Source organism: Maribacter hydrothermalis, from assembly GCF_001913155.1.
Taxonomy (GTDB): Bacteria; Bacteroidota; Bacteroidia; order Flavobacteriales; family Flavobacteriaceae; genus Maribacter; species Maribacter hydrothermalis.
The window spans coordinates 1,832,996-1,853,657 of the sequence record NZ_CP018760.1; the positions used below are offsets into that span (position 1 = coordinate 1,832,996).

Below are 20,662 nucleotides of genomic sequence, written 5' to 3' on the forward strand. Positions count from 1 at the left end.
TTTTAGTTATAAGTGGTAGTTGTTGTTAGTTATAAGCCCATTTTAAATATATAGAACCCCAGGTAAACCCTCCACCGAAGGCTGCAAATACAAGGTTATCTCCTTTTTTAAGCTGTTTTTCGTAATCGAATAATAATAGTGGTAATGTCCCCGACGTAGTGTTTCCATAACGCTGTATATTCATCAAAACCTTAGAATCGTCTACTCCCATTCTTTTAGCAGTAGCATCGATAATACGCTTATTTGCTTGATGTGGCACTAGCCAATCAACATCTTTTTCAGAAAGTTCATTTCTAGTCATAATTTTAGCTGCTACATCTGCCATATTAGAAACAGCAAACTTAAAAACCGTTTTACCTTCTTGAAAAATAAAATGCTTTTTATTTGTAACACTTTCAATTGTGGCCGGCATAATTGAGCCCCCACCTTCCATTCCTAAAAATTGTCTTCCACTACCATCAGCTCTTAAATATTCATCTTGTAAACCTAAGCCCTCATTATTTGGTTCAAATAGCACTGCTCCAGCTCCATCACCAAAAATAATACAGGTAGTACGATCTGTATAATCTATAATTGAAGACATTTTATCAGCGCCTATTAATAACACTTTTTTATATCTGCCAGTTTCTATATGACCTGCAACAGTAGACATTCCAAAAAGAAAACTTGAACATGCAGCCAACAAATCATAAGCAAAAGCATTTACTGCTCCAATTTCTGAAGCTACAAATGCAGCTGTAGAAGCCACCATACTATCTGGAGTGGCCGTTGCAACAATTACCAAGTCTATTTCTAATGGATCAAGACCTTTCTTGGTCATAAGGTCTTGTGCTGCTTTTATTGCTAAATATGATGTTCCTTCGCCTTCTTCCTTTTTTAATACTCTTCTTTCCTTTATACCAGTTCTTGTGGTAATCCATTCGTCATTGGTATCCACCAAATCCTCAAGCATTTTATTCGTCATTACAAATTGGGGAACATAGCCTCCTACCGCGGTTATAGCTGCTGTAATTTTGGTCATACTTTATTTGCTTTCTTGTAAAAAACTTAAAAAACGAGTCAAAAGTCATGAAAATTAGTGATTTTCAACGACTTTTCCTTTAAAGTTATCTGGTTTTTGAAAATTTCCATTTGTTTAATAAAAAGTATAACGCTCCACTATCACCGTAGTAATAACGAACAATCAAACAAATTGGGCTAAAAAAAACTCCCTACTTCTAAACGAAGTGGGAGCTTGTTATAATTTTAAAAGGTCTTACGCTTCTGCTTCTTCAGTCTTATCAACTAAAACTTGACCTCTATAATGTAATTTACCTTCGTGCCAGTGAGCTCTATGGAATAAGTGCATTTCTCCTGTTGAGGAATCCTTAGCCAATGTAGGTGCTACTGCCTTGTAATGTGTTCTTCTCTTGTCTCTCCTTGTTTTGGAAATTTTTCTTTTAGGATGTGCCATTTAAACCTTATTTATCCGTTAATAGTTTCTTTAATTCATCCCAACGGGGATCGTTTTCTTCTTTATTCGATTTTTTCTCTTTTGGTTGAAGCTCCTTTAACCTGTCTAACACTTCAGACTTTAAAGTGCCATCTTCAATACCAGGATGAATTCTTTTTTGTGGAACTGCCAATACTAGCATTTCATACACGTATTGGGCAATGTTCAATTGGTGTTCGTTATGAGGAAGAATTAATATTTCATCATTCTCATCATTATACTCTTCACCAAACTTTACCACCAAATGTAAATCGCCGCTAATAGCTTGATCATATGGTTCGCTGGTAATGTCACAATCAACATTTATTGTTCCTGATGCCATTAAACTAACCTCCATCATTGTACTTGTTTTGTGAAGTACAACATCTAATTTGATGTTGGCGTCGTTAAATTCATCATATCCAAAAGAATCAAAGAACGTATTGTCAATCTGGTAATCAAAGTTGTGTTTTCCTTGCTTCAATCCTGAGAAAGGAATGTTGAACTCCTTTTGCTTCATCACGTACACACTTAAATTAACACTATTCGCCCACAAAAGGCGGGTGCAAAGATACTATTATTTTAATAAAAGACAATAGTTATCAACTATTTATCTTTATAACTTTTTTGTTGTCTAAAAATTAACGTTCTCTCTTTAAACGCTGCTTTTTTAATATGTCTTTTGTTAGCTCTTGATACTCGGTTCTATTCTTAAAAATCTTTAATGCCATAAAAACTGCTTCTTTGAAAGAACTTTCATCTGCAACTCCTTTACCTGCAATTTCATATGCAGTTCCGTGATCTGGCGAAGTTCTTACCTTATCTAAACCTGCAGTATAGTTAACACCTTGGCCAAAGGAAATAGTCTTAAAAGGAATTAAACCTTGATCGTGATAAGCCGCTAATATTGCGTCAAATTTTTTATACCCGTCAGACCCAAAAAAACTATCGGCAGAATAAGGTCCATACACTAAATGTCCCATATTCGACATTTCTTGTATTACTGGTTTTAAAACTTCATCGTCTTCTTTGCCAATAACACCATTATCACCACTGTGCGGATTAATACCTAATAACGCAATTTTTGGTTTACGAATACCGAAATCCATCATAAGTGATTTTTCTATAGTATTGATTTTATCACGAATTAATCTTGGGATTATGGCTGCAGACACATCTTTAACTGCAACATGGTCTGTTAATAAACCTACTTTTAAAGATTCAGTAACCATGAACATTAAACTCTCTCCTTGCAGTTCTTGCGCCAAAAAATCTGTATGACCAGGGAATTTAAATTCTTCTGACTGAATATTGTTTTTATTAATAGGCGCTGTGACCAAAACATCTATTTCTCCCTTTTTTAATGAATCAACTGCTGCTTTTAAAGACTTTAATGCATATTTACCACCTTCCTCAGTTGCTTCACCAAAATTAATTCTTGGCACTTCTTTCCATACATTTACAATGTTGAGTTTATTGTCAATTGCTTTTGATGCCGTAGGTACGCCATTAAAAACAATACTCATATTCAACTCCTTCATTTGATAAGAAATAGTCTTATTTGACGCAAAAATAACAGGCGTGCAAAAATCTAACATTCTACTATCTTCAAATGTTTTTAATGCCACTTCACAACCTATTCCGTTTAAGTCTCCTATTGAGATGCCTAACCTTATTTTCCTATTTTCCTCCATGATAATCTGTACCTTTGTAGCGCCACCCAAAACCATAAAAAAAAGGTTTAGTCCTCTCCTAAAAGGAGTGGCTAGGTGGTCATCCTAATTTAAACATTAGGAAACCTATATTGAAGAACAAAATTACTTAAATTAAACGACACATGTTTACGGGAATTATTGAAACATTAGGCAAGGTTTCCTCTATTGAGGCTATAGGCGGTAACTTAGATATTACAATAGAATCTAGCTTAACATCGGAGCTTAAAATTGACCAAAGTGTTGCTCATAACGGCGTTTGCTTAACTGTTGTAAGCTTAACTGACACAACCTATACCGTGACAGCAATTGCAGAAACCTTGAATAAAACCAACTTAGGACGCTTAAAAACAAATGATTCTGTTAATTTAGAACGTGCAATGATTTTAGGCTCAAGGTTAGACGGACATATTGTTCAGGGTCATGTAGATCAAACCGGAGAATGTACTAGTGTGAGAGAAGATAATGGTAGTTGGATTTTCTCATTTACCTATGATGCAGCAACTGGAAACCCTACTATTGAAAAAGGCTCTATTACTATAGATGGTACAAGTTTAACGGTCGTCAATTCTGAAAAAAATAGCTTTGATGTGGCAATTATTCCTTTTACCTACGAACATACACGATTTAACACCTATAAAGTAGGAACTATTGTAAATTTAGAGTTCGATGTTATTGGTAAATATGTTGCAAAATTAATTTCTTTAAGATAACTTTAAAAGGTTAAACCTAAAGAATGAAAGAGTTTATTTTAGAAATACTATTTATTTTCTTTTTTAGTGCATGTACTTCTGATAATTCAACAAATGATTTGAAACCTGAGTGTCTTAATACATACGCAGAAGAGACTATGATGAATTCTGATGAAAATCTCTACACTAAAATAAGTAAATATCGTGCAATAGATGGTTCTACACAATACTGGGCTACAAACGACAAAGGAGGAATTATTTTGAACGAAAATTGTGAAGAAATCTGCACCTATGCATCCATGGGTGTTGTTGGCTTTTCCCTATGTCCTGAAGGCACAACACAAGCAGAATTTATTGAGGATATTTGGCAACGTTAATTTGTTATTGTTCAAAGAAACTTATTGAAGACCCTATCCATGTTTCATTTACTTGGTGTGATACATTTATCATCTCTCCTTTGCTCATACGTGTAAGGTTAATTACTGGTTCCAATTTGTTTGTATTATCGTCCCACACAAATAACATTCGTAATTCTACTTTAGAATTTTTAGCAGTACTCGTCTTTATTAATGGCGCATACTGCACTTTTTGTTGTAAAATATAATTCTGTTTATCCGTAATGTCATTAATGGTTTCTTGTTTTGGGTACAAATCGACCCCTTGTCCGGCAAATGAAAATAAAGGTTTTAAAACATATTGGTTTAAGTCTAAATCTGACGGGAAATCGGTTAAATAATACGATTTAGGAATATTTTTATGCTCTAAGAGAGGCATTATACATTTAGATATCATAAAAAACCAATCTGGATGGGTAATCCATTCTACATCTAAATCATCGTTCAAATTAAAATTAATTTTCAAATCTTGGATACGTTCCAACTCGTCATAAATAACCCTATTATAAATTCTATGTATTGGGGTCTTATTGCCCTCTTTTATATAGAACAATTTTTTGCCCTCTTTTATCACTTTAGTCATACAGACCACATCAATGCCAATTGCGTTTTGAGTGGCCCAAAAATCGATGCGTGTTTTCTGCTTTTCGGGAAAGAGTTCTAGTAAAATTACATTTTCTGGTTTTTCATCACCTAAAATAATATCCTTTACCTTTTTGGTATAACTTTCTTTATTTAATCCTCCTAAATAATAATCAAAACCTTCTTTTGGTAGGTTTGGATAACATTTTAAAAATGCTTCCCCCAAAAAAGGTTGATAAAAAAATAGGGTAGGAAATGCTTGTAGCTCAATTAATTGTGGCATAACACCTCCATTACCATCTTCACATAGGCCAAAATCTATTGCCAAAAAATGAGGATTCCCCATTGGCACAGGGGATTGAAGTTCTGCCGGAATAAATTTTCTGCGAATTTCAGTAAAATCAATATTCCATAATTGAGAAATAATAGAATTACAAGCATTCTCCACTTCTTCTTTAATTGCTTTACTTATAAAAACCGGAGTTTCAGATATTCTAAATGCACTTGGCTCGTTAAAAGTACTTTCTATATGATTCAATAAATTCTTATAATAGGATTCCTTAAAAGTAGCATTAAATTCATCCCTTATTTTTGGTATCATACAGTTTGTAATTTTTGGCTTTCTATGGCCTCTGCGGCCAATTTTAGAAAAGTAGGTATTAATGTTCTATTCGTTTTCCAAATTTTAGATTTGTCATCGAGCTGTGTTATCATTTCAAGATATTTTTTCTTGCCATGTCTCTTAACTATTTGTGCTCTTTTTTCTGGTTTACCAAAATAATGTGACATTCCCTCTGCATCTGCTTCTGGATGAAATTGAACTCCGAAGATTTCATTAGAAAAACGAATTGCCATTACCGCACGTTCCAAAGGTACATTTGGTCTAATTTTTTCTCTACATAGCACCTTGCCGTCTAAGGTGTCTAGTTTCCACTCTTTAGGCCCTACTACCTGGTAATCTCTTGAGTCTACCGCATAAAAAGGGTCGTTTAAATCTTTAAACAACACTTCTTGTTCGCCACTTTTTGTTTTATAAATGGGGAATATACCAAAAGATGTTGATCGTCTTTTAGTGACTCTTGCCACATCCCAATGTAGACAGGCCAATTGAAAGGAATGACAAATAAGAAAAACGTGCTTCTTTACTGAATTTGATAAATTATGATATAAAATGGCATCCAAAAAAGAAAAATATTTTTGCTCCCATTCGGCCCCGGTTTTTAGAGGAGAACCTGGTCCTCCAGAGGATATAAAAATATCATATGAATTTAAATCCGGTAATTCTTGATCAATTCTTACCTCAAAAACATCATACGTTCCTTTTATATCTTCTTGAGTTAAAAACTCACCCACTAGCGTAGTAATACAGCGCATGCCTTCATTTGGCCGCCCAGCATTCATATCTAACACCGCTATCTTATAATTACTGTTCATATCCTTTTCCTAATTCTTTATAAAACGAATCGATATCGAAATGATTATATAAAAACGACTAAAGCCCTTTTTTAGTCTGTGAAACAATGTATTTGGTAACCTGGGTTAAGTCGCCTGTTTCATCATAAACTTTTAATTGCCTATCTGCCCCTGTTCCCGATTCTAGAATTTGATACACGTAGTTTACTTCTGTACGGCATCCTAAATCGTCCACGACATCATCAATAAACTCTAATAATTCATTCATTAATTTTGCGAATGGCACCTCTTCTTCTTTACCGAAATCAATTAATTTAGAATCTATCCCCCATCGCGCAGCACGCCATTTATTTTCACTTAACAATAAACGTCTATAGTTTTTAAAGGTCTGGTTTTTACGATTTAATTTATACAACTTAGCAACCAAACACTGCATTAAGGCAGCAATACACGTCACCTCATCAACGGTCATTACCACATCGCATATTCTAAACTCTATAGTCGGGTAAAAAGGATGTAATCTTATGTCCCACCATATCTTTTTACTATTATCTAAACAATTTGTCTTAACTAAAATGTCAACAAATTTATCGTATTCTGCTACAGTAGAAAAGAAAGGAGGAATACCCGTTCTTGGAAACTTATCAAATACTTTACTTCTATACGATTTAAAACCTGTGTTACGCCCTTCCCAAAAAGGTGAGTTCGTAGACAATGCATACAAATGCGGCAAGAAATAACGAACTGTATTCAAAATTTCCAACCCTTCTTCTCTACTTGGTATACCCACATGAACATGCATGCCAAAAATTAGATTTCCGCGAGCCACATCTGCCATTTCGTGGATAATGGCTTCATATCTTGGATTAGCCGTAATTAATTGTTTATTCCACTCACAAATTGGGTGTGTACCAGCTGCTGCAACTTTTAGCCCTTCATCATCGGCCAGTTTAATTACCTGTTGCCTTAAATAAGAAACCTCATCTCTAACCTGATGAATATTTTCACAAATATTAGTGCCCATTTCTACCATGGACTGGTGCATTTCTTCCTTTATACGTTCTTGAAGTAATACCTTTCCATCATCAATGATCTTAGACATTTGTGAACGTAGTTCATACGTATCACTCTCTAAAATTTGAAATTCTTCTTCAATTCCTAAAGTAAATTTATGCATATAGTAAATGTTGTTTCTTTAATATAAGTATTTCCCTCTTTTTACTTCTTAGGTTTAGCTGTAGGTTTCGTTTTAACAGATGCTTTTTTAACCGCTGTTTTAGCAGTGATACTTTTGGCAACGGCCTTTTTAACTACTTTCTTTACTGCTGTTTTCTTAGCTTCTGATGCCGTTTTAAGATTTACCTTACTCGTTTTAGACTTTAAAGGAGTAATACAATTTCTTACGAAACCACCCCAAGAAGTGTTATTCTGGTTAGGTTTATGGGCTTTTGCCTTTTCAATAGCATACTTAGCTGAGTGTTCTACAATCCAATCAAAATTCTCTTGTCCTACAGAATGTATATCAGCATCCGGTGCTGGGTTACAAAAATCAATGGCGTATGGAACACCGTCACGAACTGCAAATTCTACTGTATTAAAATCGTAGCCTAATGCTTGATTTAATCTTAGTGTGTAATCGTGAACTGTTTTTAATAATTTTTTACGCTCATTGCCGGTAGCCTTAATATCGCTTACATAGCGCTCGTGAAAAGGTTTTCTTGGGTCGTAAGGCATTATATGTACATATTTCTGCCCTAAACAATATACCCGAAAATAATCGTCGAAAACAATTTCTTCTTGCAACATCATCACTAATTGCTCTGTTTCTTTATGTGCGGCAAAAAGCTCATCTGAATTTTCTAAACGATAAACACTTTTCCATCCGCCACCATCATGTGGTTTCATATAGGCTGGAAATCCAATATAATCCAACATATAGTCCCAGTCTAAAGGGGCCTTTAAATTTCTAAATGAAGTTTCACTTGTGTTGTCCGGTCTGGTATTAGATGGAAGTAGAACAGTTTTTGGAACTGGAATCCCAATTTCCATAGATAAACAATTATTAAAAAATTTTTCATCGGCACTCCACCAAAATGGATTGTTGATTACAGCTGTACCCATTAATGACGCATTTTTTAAATATGCTCGATAAAATGGCACTTCTTGAGAAATACGGTCAAATATTACACTGTAACCATAATCTATACCTTGTTGCACCTTATCTATTTGAACAGCTTCTGCAACAATTTCACCTTTTCCCAACTCATTTACTTTATCAATAAATGCCCATGGAAAAGTGTCTTCCATACCAAATAATATTCCTACTTTTTTTATCATCTATGTATATTTTAAATTTTATATTCTTTTTAAGTTACAATTAAAAAATGGTCTAATTTGCTTCAATTGTCCCTATTTGTTGCTCTTTTAGTTAAAGAAAGCCCCTAAATATTCAGGAAACATCATTTTCCACAAAGGCCAATCATGATCTATCCATTTCTTTTCATCATACCAATGATCAATTCCTTTTTCCCTAAGAATGCTGGACATGCGTTTGTTTTTATCCAAACAAATATCCCAGTCCGACGTGCCTAAAACTATTTGTATATGGTCATATTTCCAACCTTCTTCATGACTCATAAATTCATCCGGACAATTGTAATAAATTCGCATATCATCTAACATGGGCACCATAGACCGTATGTTAAATGCAGCGCTCATTCCTATATAATGTGATATCAAATCTGGAAATCTAAACGCGGTGTTAGCTGCATGATAGCCTCCAAAACTAACCCCAGCAACACCAATTCTATGTGTGTTACATTCTTGCTGGATATAAGGTATTAATTCATTTTTTAAAAATTGCATGTACAATTCGTAATTATGAATTTTAGTGCCAGAATCCATGTGGTCATCATAAAATGACAACATATCAATGGTCTCTACATTATATATTTTTACTTTACCTTCATCAATAAAACTCATTATTGAACCAAGAAGACCAAATTCTGTATTCTGTGTATACTGACCACCAGAAGAAGGAAACATTAAAATAGGATGTCCCCAGTGACCTGTGATTTCTAAATTAACATTTCTTCCAAGAATATTGGAATAATATTGAATGTGTTCTATTTTTGCCATGTATTAAGATAATTAAAATGTTTAATAATCAACATTTTAAGACCGGCAAAAGTAATTTATTTTAAAAATTGCCTTAGATTATCTTTTTTGGATTCCTAAACTTGTATTCTTATTCTTAATTTTCATGCTATTTCAAATAGAACCTATTACTATAAAGGGAAGTTATTTTTCCAAAAATCTAAATCGCTCGGTTATTTTTCGCATTGTTGCACCTATAGATTATTTAAAATCTTCTACAGAATTCCCTGTATTATTAATGAATGACGGACAAGATTATGATGCACTATTTTTATCCGAAATCTTATCATTAGCTTTTTCTTCAAAAGAGACAAAGCCGTTTATATATGTTGGTCTTTCGTGTAATGAAAATAGAATTCATGAATATGGAACTGCTTCTACCACAGATTTTAAAGGAAGAGGTGGCCAAGCCTTAAAATACTCTAAGTTCATTATAGATGAATTTCTTCCATTCCTAAAAAAAGAATTTAAAGCTTCTAAAGATTTTAAAGAATGGGTATACTGCGGTATGTCCCTAGGTGGGTTATCTGCCTTTGATATTGCATTTAATAACAGTGATAAATTTGGAAAAGTTGGGGTGTTTAGTGGCTCTTTCTGGTGGCGTAAAAAAGCATATATAAAGAATGATTTAAAAGACCGGAGTAGAATTGCTTTAGAAGTGATAAAAAAAGGTGTTTATGCTCCTCATTTAAAATTTTGGTTTGAATGTGGATCTCAAGATGAAACAGCGGACAGAAATAATAATGGAATTATTGATGCTATTGATGACACTTTAGAGGTTATTAATGAACTGACACTTAAGGGATACACCTACCCTGGCGATATTACCTACGTTCAAGTGGAAGGTGGAAAACACGATTTGCCTACTTGGGGGAAAGTTTTTCCAAAGTTTATTTCCTGGGCAATGGCTAAATAAGGCTTTATACCTTTATAAATATTTTCTTCTTGTACAGAAAATACCCCACTAAACTGTAAAACAACACAACGCTTAAGCCATATAATAATGAAGAAGTTTCCAATGCCATAAAATCATGTACATATATTCTATGAAATAACCACCCATGTAACGAAGTATCGCCAATTTGTATTTGGCCCATTACTTTGCTAATAAAGCTTGATAAGAAATAGATAACAATTGCATTGGCACCGGCATATCTAAATATAGAGCCAAATTCAATTTTTTTAACATCAGTTAGGTAATATATAAGCGCCAAAATAAGATTTGCCCAACCTGCGGTTACTAATACAAAACTACTTGTCCAAAGAGCTTTATTGATTGGGAATATTATGTCCCAAATATGACCTATGATAAGGAGACTACCACCCAGGCCTATTAATATTTTTGTTTTCTTTTCTTGTTTTGAAGTAAGGATTAAACCAGTAAATACACCCAATAAAGAACTTGCAATTGAGGGAATGGTGCTTAACAAACCTTCTGGATCATAATCTGCTTTATAATTATGTGAACCAAAAACTTTTACATCTACCCAATTGGCTAAATTATTTGGTGCTCTTTCTAAAGTAGAGGCTACCCCTTCAACAGGTATAAATGTCATCAATAGCCAATATCCGATTAATAATATTGCTGTTGCCCAAATCAACTTTTTCCAATCAAGATTTATAAATAATAACGCAGCAAAGAAAAATACAACCCCTATTCGTTGTAATACCCCAGGAAAACGTATCTCATTGAAATTTTTAAAGAAAGGAAAGTGTATTATAAAAGCTCCTAAAAATAACCCAAGTGCAATTAATTTTAATGCTCTAATGGCAATCTTTTTATACGCTTTAGCATCTACAGTTCTATTTTTATAGGAGAATGCAATTGATGTGCCTACGATAAAGAGAAAGAAAGGAAAAACTAGGTCGGTTGGTGTATAGCCATGCCAATCTGCATGCAGAAATGGCGCATAAACATTGGACCATGTTCCTGGCGTATTTACCAGTACCATTAACAAAATAGTAGCTCCTCTAAAAATATCAACCGATAAAATTCTATCTTTCATATTGCTAAAACTATAGAATATTCCCTTTTAATCGGTTCCAAGCTTTAATCAACAATATTCCTGATATGATAGAAATAATGGTTAGCACAATAGCTTGTGTGGTTCTACCATATATCCAATACCCCGTTGCAAACATGATAGAATAGATAAGTACCACTCCAATAAGCATTGCAGAAATTCCTGCAGGAACACTCCACTTTTCTTTTGCCTCGACAATTTCTACAGCATCTTTATTCGCTTCACTTACAACTTTAGACCAACCCGGCCCACCTGGCTGTATTTTTTTGTAAAAACTTCGTAAGGTATCTTTAGATTCTGGTTGCGTCATAAATGTAGCTATTAACCAAATTGCCGTAGTTACTACCACTATAAAAATATATTCGGACCAATCTGGTAAAATGCCAGTGTCCGTTGCAAAAAGAAATGCCCCAAGTGGGGTTAATTTTAATATGATAGAAATAATACCAGAAGCGAACATAGCAGTAATTTCACTCCAGGCATTAATTCGCCACCAAAACCACCTTAATATAAAAATAAGACCAGTGCCAGCTCCAAAGGCCAACAAAACATCAAATAATTGTAATGCATTTTGAAGTAATAATGCCAACCCTGCACTAAAGACCATTAAAACAACGGTTGATATTCTACCCACTGCAACAAGTCTTTTCTCTGAAGCGTTTGGATTTACTTGTTGCTTGTAAAAATCATAAACAATATAGGAAGAGCCCCAGTTTAATTGCGTGCTAATTGTACTCATATAAGCAGCCACAAGCGAAGCCAAAACAACACCTAGTAATCCACTGGGTAATTTTGTCAACATTGCTGAATAGGCCAAATCATGACCTAGTTTATCTGGTGTTACATTTGGAAAAGCTTCTTGTATACTCGCTAAATCTGGATATACAACTATAGATGCCAATGCAACCAAAATCCACGGCCATGGACGTAGTGCATAGTGCATAATATTAAAAAAGAAGGTAGCGCCAATTGCATGGTTTGCGTCTTTAGCCGCCAACATACGCTGTGCTATATAACCACCACCACCTGGTTCTGCACCAGGGTACCAAGAACTCCACCACTGAACGGCCAAAGGAATTATGAATAAAGTAATCAAAGCTTTTTTATTGCTGAAATCTGGTAATATGTTTAATTTTTCAGATACGTTTTCATTTGCCATTAATTCTTTTATACCCCCAACTTCTGGAATATTTACAAGATAATATGCCGCGCCTATTGCACCGGCCATTGCAACAAAAAACAAAAGAAAATCGGTATAAACAACACCTTTAAAACCTCCCAGTGCACTAAATGTCACTGTAATTAAACCTGCACTTACCACTGTTTGCCAAGGCTCTAACCCTAGCATTATACTTCCAATTTTAATTGCTGCCAATGTTACGGCAGACATGGTTATAACATTAAAAATTACTCCTAAATATATTGCTCTAAACTTTCTTAAAAAACTAGCTGGCTTACCACCGTAACGCATTTCATAAAACTCAAGATCAGTATTTACATTGGACTTACGCCATAATTTAGCATAAACGAAAACGGTTAACATTCCAGTAATTAAGAAGCACCACCAAACCCAGTTTCCAGAAACTCCGTTAGTACGAACAATATCTGTTACCAAATTAGGCGTATCTGTAGAAAATGTTGTCGCTACCATAGAAAGCCCTAATAACCACCAAGGCATAGTTCGCCCTGAAAGAAAAAATTCTGATGTATCTTTACCTGAGCTTTTTGATACGTATACCCCAATGCCTAAGACAAGCGAGAAGAAAACTATGATAAAGCCATAGTCAAGTGTACTGAGTTCCATAAGTTGGTTTTAGGTTGATTGTTAAAGATATATTATTTTCGGACATTTTTACATCTAATACGCTAAACGTACCTCGTGCTTCTATCAATAACTTCTGAAATTACATCAACTGCTTGGATTTTGGCCTTTGGGGCTGCCTTTATTATTGGTTTATCTAAAGCTGGAATAAAAGGTATTGCTGTTTTAAATGTTACATTAATGGTATTGGCCTTTGGTGCAAAAGAATCTACAGGTATGGTAGTTCCATTACTTATTTCAGCTGATATTTTTGCTGTTATTTATTATAATAGGTACACAAAATGGAAATATGTTTTTAAGGTATTACCATGGATGGTTTTTGGATTACTGATCGGGGTTGTAATTGGTAATGAATTACCTGAGAAATTTTTTAAAGTTGGCATGGCAATTATTATCATAATCACTGTTATTATGATGTTCTATTGGGATCGTAAAAAAGATAAAACCGTGCCCAAACATTGGTTATTTGCAGGCTCAATTGGTACTATAGCGGGCATTACGACAATGGTTGGCAATTTAGCTGGCGCTTTTTCAAATATTTACTTTTTAGCTATGCAATTACCAAAAAACAATTTTATTGGTACAGCTGCTTGGCTCTTTCTCATTATGAATATTATAAAGTTACCCTTTCATTTTTTCGTATGGAAAACTATTTCATTAGAATCTTTGTCCTTTAACCTAATATTACTACCTGGTATTTTGGTAGGTTTCTTTGTTGGAGTTCGGTTTATAAAACTCATTAAAGAGGCTTTCTTTAGAAAGATGATATTGGTATTGACCGCTGTAGGCGCTATCTTAATTATGTTTAGTTAAATAAACTAATTGATTCATTGAATGTAAGAAAATGAGAATATTCGCTTCGCAAATCTAAAACTTTAGTACAAGAAAACAACCTCAGGGCAAGCCTATGAGGCATTTATAGGAAGAAATATTTTCATTTCGAGGCAAGCTTCGGAGCTTTTAAATCTAGATTATCGAGTAAACACTTTACCTTTTACGATTACTTCAAAATTTTCCGAATTAAATATAACATACCATATTTCTTAGCTGCTGAAAAAGCAGAGGACATCCAGTTATAGGGACTTAAATCTTGTTGAACATCATGCTTTAACCCCTTAAGTTCTTCTAAAGCAATTTCACGTTCCAATTTCAATCGTTTTAAGTTAAACTCTATTTCATCAAAATTTTTATACATACAGCTCTAACTAAAGAATTTAACCGATAGGTTTTTTACTAAAATATTGTCTATTTTCCTTCTAAAAACATAAGTAACTACAAATAAAAGTACAAAGACCCCACTGGCAATTAAACACGCCGCTACCATACTTTCCAGTACATTTCCCAAATAAATTATTCCTGCTACCGACAGAAATATAAGTGCTAAAAAACCAAGACTACCAATAACCGCAATTTTTAGCAGCATACCAGTGGTCATTGTTAATTGCTGAAAAACTTTAAGCTTATAATATTCTTGAGTTTTTTTATAATAAACCTCTCCTACATCAATTGCTTTGTTTGATGTTTCATTAAGCGAATCAATGACTCCCATTTAAACTGTTTTCTGTAATTTCTTATTTTTAGACTTTAACTCAGCTAATTTCTTTTCTAAGGCCAATATAACGTCTTCGGTCTTATAACTTAAATCAGACACAATAGATTCAACACGAGAATCAATGGTGTCTCTTTCATCCGAAACTTTAGTCGCCACTCTGTTTTTAAGGTCAAGGGCACTTTCAGTTAAATTATCTCTTGTCGCGGCCGCTTGATCAGCAATTAGCCTTCTTGTATTTTCTCCCTTATCCGGAGCAAAAAGAATTCCTAAAGTTGCTCCTATGGCAGATCCTGCAATTATTGCTAATAATGTATTTCCACTATTGTTCATCGATTTTGTTTTTAGTTAAACTTTAAATTTATTGATGATAAATATGACTCAACATTACTTATAATCAACTGCATTAAAGATACTAATACTTAATTTGAAACCGACACATAATAACGTTAACAATAGCTTAAAAGGGTTAAGATTAAAATGAATCGAATTAACACCTAAACTTGGTTTCAATTAAATTAGCAATTATGAAAGAATACCTATCCAAAAATCCATATTCTGGCGAATTAATAAAAACCTATAAGGTAGATACGCAAAACGCAATACATTCGAAATTAGAAAAAGCACTGGCATTTGAAAATTCATGGGCAAACACTAAAATTGAAGAGCGGTGTAAATTACTGTCTCAACTGGCAGATTTACTACTGGACCGCAAAGAGGAATACGCGGAATTGATGACAATTGAAATGGGAAAACCTATTTCACAAGGTATTTCAGAAATTGAAAAATGTGCTTGGGTTTGCGATTTCTATGCACTAAATGCCGAAGAGTTATTGGCAGATGAAATCATAAAAACAGATGCTGAAGAAAGCTTTATCAGTCATGATCCATTAGGGTGCATTCTTGCGGTAATGCCTTGGAATTATCCTTTTTGGCAAGTAATTCGTTTTGCCGCACCTACATTAACAGCAGGAAATACAGCGCTTTTAAAACATGCACAAAATGTTACAGGTTGTTCATTGGCCATTGAAAAGTTATTTGTTGATGCCGGGTATCCCGAAGGATGTTTTCAAAGTTTAATTGTAGGGCATGAGGAAATAGAAAAGCTAATTGCCCATGATGGCATTAAAGCCGTTACCTTAACCGGGAGCGAAAAAGCAGGAAAGTCTATTGCTCGTACAGCAGGAGAAAATCTTAAAAAAACCGTATTAGAGCTTGGTGGCAACAACGCATGCATTATTTGGGAAGATACCGATTTAGATATGCATATTGACACTATGGTAAACGCACGTATGCAAAATACCGGCCAGAGCTGTATTGCCGCAAAGCGATTTATAGTTTGTGAAGATATCTACGATTCTTTCCTTGAAAAATTCTTGGAAAAAGTGACGTCGCTAACAATTGGCGACCCCTTGAAAAAAGATACTTTTATTGGCGTAATGGCTCGGGAAGATTTAGCAGAAGAACTACAAAAACAAGTAACAGATTCTATAGCTCTAGGAGCTAAAGTCCAATTAGGCAACAAACGCAAAGGTGCCTATTTTTCGCCTACTATACTTACTGATGTTACTACAAAAATGCCTGTATTTATAGAAGAAACCTTTGGACCCGTGGCTGCAATCATTAAAGTTAAAAACCGAAATGAATCTATTGCATTAGCAGCAAACTCTAGATTTGGATTAGGTAGCATGTTATTCACTGAAGATATAGATGCTGCAATGGACATTATATCGGATATTCCAGATGGAGCATTTTTTATAAATGACATGGTAAAATCTGACCCTAGATTGCCTTTTGGGGGCACAAAAGCATCTGGCTATGGTAGGGAATTATCCAGAGAAGGAATTCTAGAATTCGTAAATAAGAAAACAGTGTACATTAAAAAATAAAAACTATGACAAAAAATACAGAAGAGACGAAATTTGTTAAGGAACCTGAAGATAACACACAGCAATTCATACTTCAGAAAAACAAGAAAACTAAACTTGGAATCACCATATTGGTGGTATTTCTAGTGGTTCTAATTATTGGGATTGTTGTATCGAACATATTTTTCAATAACTAGAAACTATTATCTAAATAAATTATATATGATTAACCAACCTTTACAATATACATGGGTAAAATATTTCACATTTACCATTGTATTTCTTCTGGTTTCTTCATGTGCTACTTACAAAGAGCAAAGCAACATAAAACGCGAGAAAAGCACAGCAAATAAAGAAGTTACCTATTCATTTTACATTGCTGGTGGATTAGGAAATACGTCCGCTATACCAAACAAAGTTTTATTACAGCGCTTTAAAGAAGAGCTTGATAAGGCTTCAGAAAATAGCACCTTACTTTTTACAGGAGATAATATCTCACCAGATACCAATAGTTGGGATATCGATAGTCTTTTGATCAAGACCCAATTAGATATCTCATCAAATTTTAAGGGCGAGACCGTTTTTCTTCCAGGTAATAATGAATGGAAAAGTTATAAGCTAAACAAAATAGAAAAGGTCGAGGACCTCCTAAAAGATATCGAAAGAAAAAATACTGCGGTAGTACCAAATAATGGATGCCCTATCGATCATCGTGTAATAAATGACGATTTAGATTTAATACTCGTAGATTCTAAATGGTTCATATCTAACTGGTCTAGAGTAGAAGATATTAATGGCAAGTGTACAGATATTGTTACCCGAAGAAGGTTTATGGAAGAACTTGAAGGGTATATTGGTGACGGACAAGGAAAAAACATTGTCATTGCCATGCACCATCCTGTTTTTACAAATGGAATATATGCAGGTAAAACCACTGTAAAAGACCACCTGACTCCGCTACCAGTTTTAGGAACCGTTAAAAATGCCGTTATGGATCTTGGTGCCTTTGACCCTGAACATGTAAATTCTAGAAGGTATAATTACTTACGCATAGCGGTAAGTGCCTTGGCACAGGCCAATGATAGAATTACACTAATTTCTGGTCACGAAGAAAGTCTTCAGTTACTTGAAGGTGGCGGTATTCATCAAATTATTAGTGGTTCCCTTGGCTCAAAAAGCGCAACAAAATTGAGCCCCGGTAGAATAACTGCCATTGGTGGGTCTATTGAATATAATGGAGAATATGCTTTTGGTGATAGAGGATTTGCTAGGTTAGATTATTATAAAGATGGTAGTTCTAAAGTGAGTTTCATTTCTGAAAACGATTTGACCTCTAGTAAAACTTTTCCTGTGTTACCAGTAAAGAAAACTGAAATAAAGTTTAATCAATTTGTTTCTAATACTAAAAAAACAAAACAGACTAAAATTTTAGACGACCCAAAAGACTATAATAAAAGTACATTTTACAAATTTCTGTGGGGAGAGCGCTACCGTAAGTATTATGGCCAACCTGTAGAAGCACCAATTGTACAATTAGATACACTTTACGGTGGCTTATCAGTAGTTAAGGAAGGTGGCGGGCATCAATCTTTTTCATTACGATTAGAAGATGCCAATGGTAAACAATATGCCATGCGGTCTTTACGAAAAAGTGCTTTAAAATATTTAAAATTTAAGCTTCCAGGTATCTCTTATAATACTCAAGATTACCAAGACACTTGGGCAGAAAAGGCAATTTCTGATTTCTTTACTACTGCACACCCCTACATGCAATTGGTAGTTGAACCTTTAGCTAAATCGGTACAAATAAATCATTCTGATACCGATTTATTTTATGTTCCAAAACAGGATAGTTTAAAGCAATTCAATGAAAATTATGGCGATGAGCTGTATTATATTGAGCGAAGACCTTCTGAAGAACAAGCAAATTATAAAGGATATAGAAGAAGTATCGACCAGAATACCGGTAAAGTTGTAGATTATGAAAGTACAACTGATATGCTTGAAAAAATTAAAAGTGATGAATCGTACTCCTTGGACGAAAGAGGTTTAATTAGAGCTCGTATTTTTGATATGCTTATTGGCGATTGGGATCGTCACCAAGACCAATGGAGGTGGGTAGAATATGAAAGTCCTGATGGGGAAAAAGAATTTATGCCCATACCTCGAGATCGTGATAATGTGTTTCCTAGATTTGACGGTAAAGTAATACCGATAATTAATTGGTTTGTTCCAAATTCAAGGAATTGGGAAACCTATGATGGTGATGTTGATAATGTAAAATGGCTAAATCTTTCTGGCAATAAATTAGACCGCACCTTATTGACTTCCTATGGGGCCGAGGTTTGGATTGAAGAGGCAAAGGCTATTCAGAAAGGTATGACCGATAAGGTCATTGAAAATGCATTTAATAGATTGCCTATTGCTGTACAAGACGAAACTTCTGAATATATAAAAGAAAGTTTAAAGCACCGTTTAGCACTGTTGGCCGAAACCGCAGAAGAATATGCAGTATACCTTAACAAAATAGTTGCGGTTACCGGAACGGAAAAGGATGATATATTTACCATGACCCGTTTAAAAAATGGAGATACTAAAGTAGAAGTGAAGCGTATACTTTCTGATGAAAAAAATGAGTTGTTTTATTCTAGAATATTCAACGACAGCCTTACCAACGAAGTTTGGATTTATGGTTTAGGTGATGATGACGTTTTTGTAGTTGAAGGAGAAGAAAATCCGAAAACGAAATTAAGAATCATTGGCGGGTATGGCGAAGATACTTTTAAAGTAAAAAATAAAAAGAAGGTGAAACTGTATGATTGGGAACATGAGAAAATTAATATTGAAAACTTAAAACCCAAAACCTTATTAACCGACAACTACAAGACCAATACTTTTCATTTTAGATATTTTGAACCCAATACAAATGTTTTGGTGCCAAGCTTAGGTTTTAGAACAGATGACGGTCTGTTCTTAGGTGGTACTAACACCTATACCCAACAAGGAATTGACGGAAATTCATTTAGACAGCAACATAGTGTCAGTGCTAATTACTATTTTAAGTTCAAAGCTGCCGAGATTTCATATTCGGGTATTTATGGAAGTGTTTTCCCTGGGTGGAATTTTGAAATGGACGCCTATTTCGCCAATGATCGCTATGTAAGTAATTTCTTTGGCTTTGGAAATGAGACAGTAAATAACGAAGATGCCTTAGACAGGGATTACTATAGGGGTAGAACTAGAATTTTCAAAGCAAGTGCAGGATTAGCATATTATGACCTACGAATTAAAGGTTTATTTGAATCTTATAAAGTAGATGATAATCCTGACCGCCTTTTTAATCCTAGTAATTTAGAGGATGTGGTTTTTGAAAATCAAAATTATGGCGGAGTAGAATTATCCGGGGAATATGATCGTGATGATGCTGGAGATTTTCCTTCTAAAGCTATTTACTTTGGATTTTCGGCAGGGTATAAAATGAACCTAACTAATAATTCAAACAAATTTGGGTATGCTTCATTAAAGTTAGGTATTGACCACAAACTAGAATCTACAGGTACTCTGGTTTATAGTACCATGGCTGAATATAAAGGTCTATTCGATTATAATGATGTGTACTTTTATCATACTCCTTCCATAGGTGGAGATAATGGTTTACGTGGATTTAGGGATGAACGATTTACAGGTAAATCATACTTCTATCAATCCTCAGATTTAAAACTAAAGCTTAAACGTTATGTTACCGCCGTGTCACCGGTAACTATAGGCATGTACGCTGGTTTTGACTATGGTAGGGTATGGATGCCGAATGAAAACTCTAATATTTGGCATACCTCGCAAGGAGGTGGTTTTTGGATTAGCAGTTTAAAAGCATTAACTTTTACTATTGGCTATTTCAATTCTAAGGAAAGTAATTTAATTCAAGTTGGATTTGGACTTTCCATATAACCAAAAATTTAATTTCAACATTTTTTAAAT

21 protein-coding genes are annotated in these 20,662 nt (G+C 34.4%); 7 read left to right on the top strand and 14 right to left on the bottom strand.

Annotation, left to right across the window (positions count from 1 at the left end):
• Positions 1–25: 25 nt before the first annotated feature.
• The 4 genes from BTR34_RS07880 to pdxA all read right to left on the bottom strand — a co-directional run bounded on the left by BTR34_RS07880 (position 26) and on the right by pdxA (position 3,165).
• Positions 26–1,021 (bottom strand): beta-ketoacyl-ACP synthase III, encoded by a 996-nt coding sequence (locus BTR34_RS07880; RefSeq protein ID WP_068485599.1) that lies wholly within the window; start codon positions 1,019–1,021, stop codon positions 26–28.
• A gap of 234 nt (positions 1,022–1,255) precedes the next feature.
• On the bottom strand, positions 1,256–1,453 hold the full coding sequence (gene rpmF, locus BTR34_RS07885; RefSeq protein WP_068485602.1) for a 50S ribosomal protein L32: 198 nt from the start codon (positions 1,451–1,453) through the stop codon (positions 1,256–1,258).
• A gap of 7 nt (positions 1,454–1,460) precedes the next feature.
• Positions 1,461–1,991 carry a YceD family protein gene (locus tag BTR34_RS07890; RefSeq protein WP_068485603.1) on the bottom strand — a complete coding sequence of 177 codons (531 nt, stop codon included), beginning with the start codon at positions 1,989–1,991 and terminating at the stop codon, positions 1,461–1,463.
• Between the two features lie 121 nt (positions 1,992–2,112).
• The gene (gene pdxA, locus BTR34_RS07895; protein WP_068485806.1) at positions 2,113–3,165 is read right to left on the bottom strand and encodes a 4-hydroxythreonine-4-phosphate dehydrogenase PdxA; all 1,053 of its coding nucleotides are present in this window, start codon (positions 3,163–3,165) and stop codon (positions 2,113–2,115) included.
• 143 nt (positions 3,166–3,308) lie between these two features.
• Here pdxA and BTR34_RS07900 point away from each other — a divergent pair, with 143 nt between their 5' ends.
• Complete coding sequence (locus tag BTR34_RS07900; RefSeq protein ID WP_068485605.1) at positions 3,309–3,896, top strand: riboflavin synthase; 588 nt, start codon at positions 3,309–3,311, stop codon at positions 3,894–3,896.
• Positions 3,897–3,919: 23 nt separating this feature from the next.
• On the top strand, positions 3,920–4,252 hold the full coding sequence (locus BTR34_RS07905; protein WP_068485607.1) for a hypothetical protein: 333 nt from the start codon (positions 3,920–3,922) through the stop codon (positions 4,250–4,252).
• 4 nt (positions 4,253–4,256) lie between these two features.
• On the opposite strand, the gene BTR34_RS07910 is transcribed toward BTR34_RS07905, so the two are convergent.
• From BTR34_RS07910 to BTR34_RS07930, 5 genes are all read right to left on the bottom strand, one after another.
• Positions 4,257–5,453, bottom strand: a complete 1,197-nt coding sequence (locus BTR34_RS07910) for a hypothetical protein (protein ID WP_068485609.1) — start codon at positions 5,451–5,453, stop codon at positions 4,257–4,259.
• Positions 5,450–6,286, bottom strand: coding sequence for a type 1 glutamine amidotransferase (locus tag BTR34_RS07915; protein WP_068485611.1), 837 nt, complete (start codon positions 6,284–6,286; stop codon positions 5,450–5,452). Before BTR34_RS07915 ends, BTR34_RS07910 begins: the two co-directional genes overlap by 4 nt.
• Positions 6,287–6,344: 58 nt before the next feature.
• On the bottom strand, positions 6,345–7,442 hold the full coding sequence (locus tag BTR34_RS07920) for a carboxylate-amine ligase (RefSeq protein WP_068485613.1): 1,098 nt from the start codon (positions 7,440–7,442) through the stop codon (positions 6,345–6,347).
• A gap of 41 nt (positions 7,443–7,483) precedes the next feature.
• Positions 7,484–8,602 carry an ATP-grasp domain-containing protein gene (locus BTR34_RS07925; protein ID WP_082960197.1) on the bottom strand — a complete coding sequence of 373 codons (1,119 nt, stop codon included), beginning with the start codon at positions 8,600–8,602 and terminating at the stop codon, positions 7,484–7,486.
• An 87-nt stretch (positions 8,603–8,689) separates the two neighbouring features.
• Positions 8,690–9,403: an alpha/beta hydrolase-fold protein gene (locus BTR34_RS07930; protein ID WP_068485615.1), complete on the bottom strand. Its 714-nt coding sequence runs from the start codon at positions 9,401–9,403 to the stop codon at positions 8,690–8,692.
• A 124-nt stretch (positions 9,404–9,527) separates the two neighbouring features.
• Here BTR34_RS07930 and BTR34_RS07935 point away from each other — a divergent pair, with 124 nt between their 5' ends.
• Complete coding sequence (locus BTR34_RS07935) at positions 9,528–10,337, top strand: alpha/beta hydrolase (RefSeq protein ID WP_068485617.1); 810 nt, start codon at positions 9,528–9,530, stop codon at positions 10,335–10,337.
• Positions 10,338–10,341: 4 nt separating this feature from the next.
• On the opposite strand, the gene BTR34_RS07940 is transcribed toward BTR34_RS07935, so the two are convergent.
• Both BTR34_RS07940 and BTR34_RS07945 read right to left on the bottom strand, forming a co-directional pair.
• Complete coding sequence (locus tag BTR34_RS07940) at positions 10,342–11,427, bottom strand: acyltransferase family protein (RefSeq protein WP_068485619.1); 1,086 nt, start codon at positions 11,425–11,427, stop codon at positions 10,342–10,344.
• 10 nt (positions 11,428–11,437) lie between these two features.
• The gene (locus tag BTR34_RS07945) at positions 11,438–13,249 is read right to left on the bottom strand and encodes a sodium:solute symporter family protein (protein ID WP_068485621.1); all 1,812 of its coding nucleotides are present in this window, start codon (positions 13,247–13,249) and stop codon (positions 11,438–11,440) included.
• A gap of 75 nt (positions 13,250–13,324) precedes the next feature.
• On the opposite strand from BTR34_RS07945, the gene BTR34_RS07950 reads away from it, so the two are divergent.
• Positions 13,325–14,080, top strand: coding sequence for a sulfite exporter TauE/SafE family protein (locus BTR34_RS07950; protein ID WP_068485623.1), 756 nt, complete (start codon positions 13,325–13,327; stop codon positions 14,078–14,080).
• Between the two features lie 187 nt (positions 14,081–14,267).
• On the opposite strand, the gene BTR34_RS07955 is transcribed toward BTR34_RS07950, so the two are convergent.
• Genes BTR34_RS07955 through BTR34_RS07965 form a run of 3 tightly spaced genes read right to left on the bottom strand, consistent with a single transcriptional unit; the run spans position 14,268 to position 15,149 of the window.
• Positions 14,268–14,420 (bottom strand): hypothetical protein, encoded by a 153-nt coding sequence (locus tag BTR34_RS07955; RefSeq protein ID WP_235843238.1) that lies wholly within the window; start codon positions 14,418–14,420, stop codon positions 14,268–14,270.
• Positions 14,421–14,468: 48 nt separating this feature from the next.
• On the bottom strand, positions 14,469–14,816 hold the full coding sequence (locus tag BTR34_RS07960) for a hypothetical protein (protein ID WP_068485628.1): 348 nt from the start codon (positions 14,814–14,816) through the stop codon (positions 14,469–14,471).
• Entirely contained in the window at positions 14,817–15,149 is a 333-nt protein-coding gene (locus BTR34_RS07965; protein WP_068485630.1) for a YtxH domain-containing protein, read from the bottom strand.
• Positions 15,150–15,343: 194 nt separating this feature from the next.
• Between BTR34_RS07965 and BTR34_RS07970 the strand changes: the two genes are divergently transcribed.
• The 3 genes from BTR34_RS07970 to BTR34_RS07975 are packed head-to-tail and all read left to right on the top strand — an operon-like array spanning position 15,344 to position 20,632.
• Positions 15,344–16,705, top strand: a complete 1,362-nt coding sequence (locus BTR34_RS07970; RefSeq protein ID WP_068485632.1) for an NAD-dependent succinate-semialdehyde dehydrogenase — start codon at positions 15,344–15,346, stop codon at positions 16,703–16,705.
• Positions 16,706–16,710: 5 nt separating this feature from the next.
• Complete coding sequence (locus BTR34_RS18745) at positions 16,711–16,881, top strand: hypothetical protein (RefSeq protein WP_157483885.1); 171 nt, start codon at positions 16,711–16,713, stop codon at positions 16,879–16,881.
• Positions 16,882–16,906: 25 nt separating this feature from the next.
• Positions 16,907–20,632: a ShlB/FhaC/HecB family hemolysin secretion/activation protein gene (locus BTR34_RS07975; protein WP_068485634.1), complete on the top strand. Its 3,726-nt coding sequence runs from the start codon at positions 16,907–16,909 to the stop codon at positions 20,630–20,632.
• The last annotated feature ends 30 nt before the right edge of the window (positions 20,633–20,662 follow it).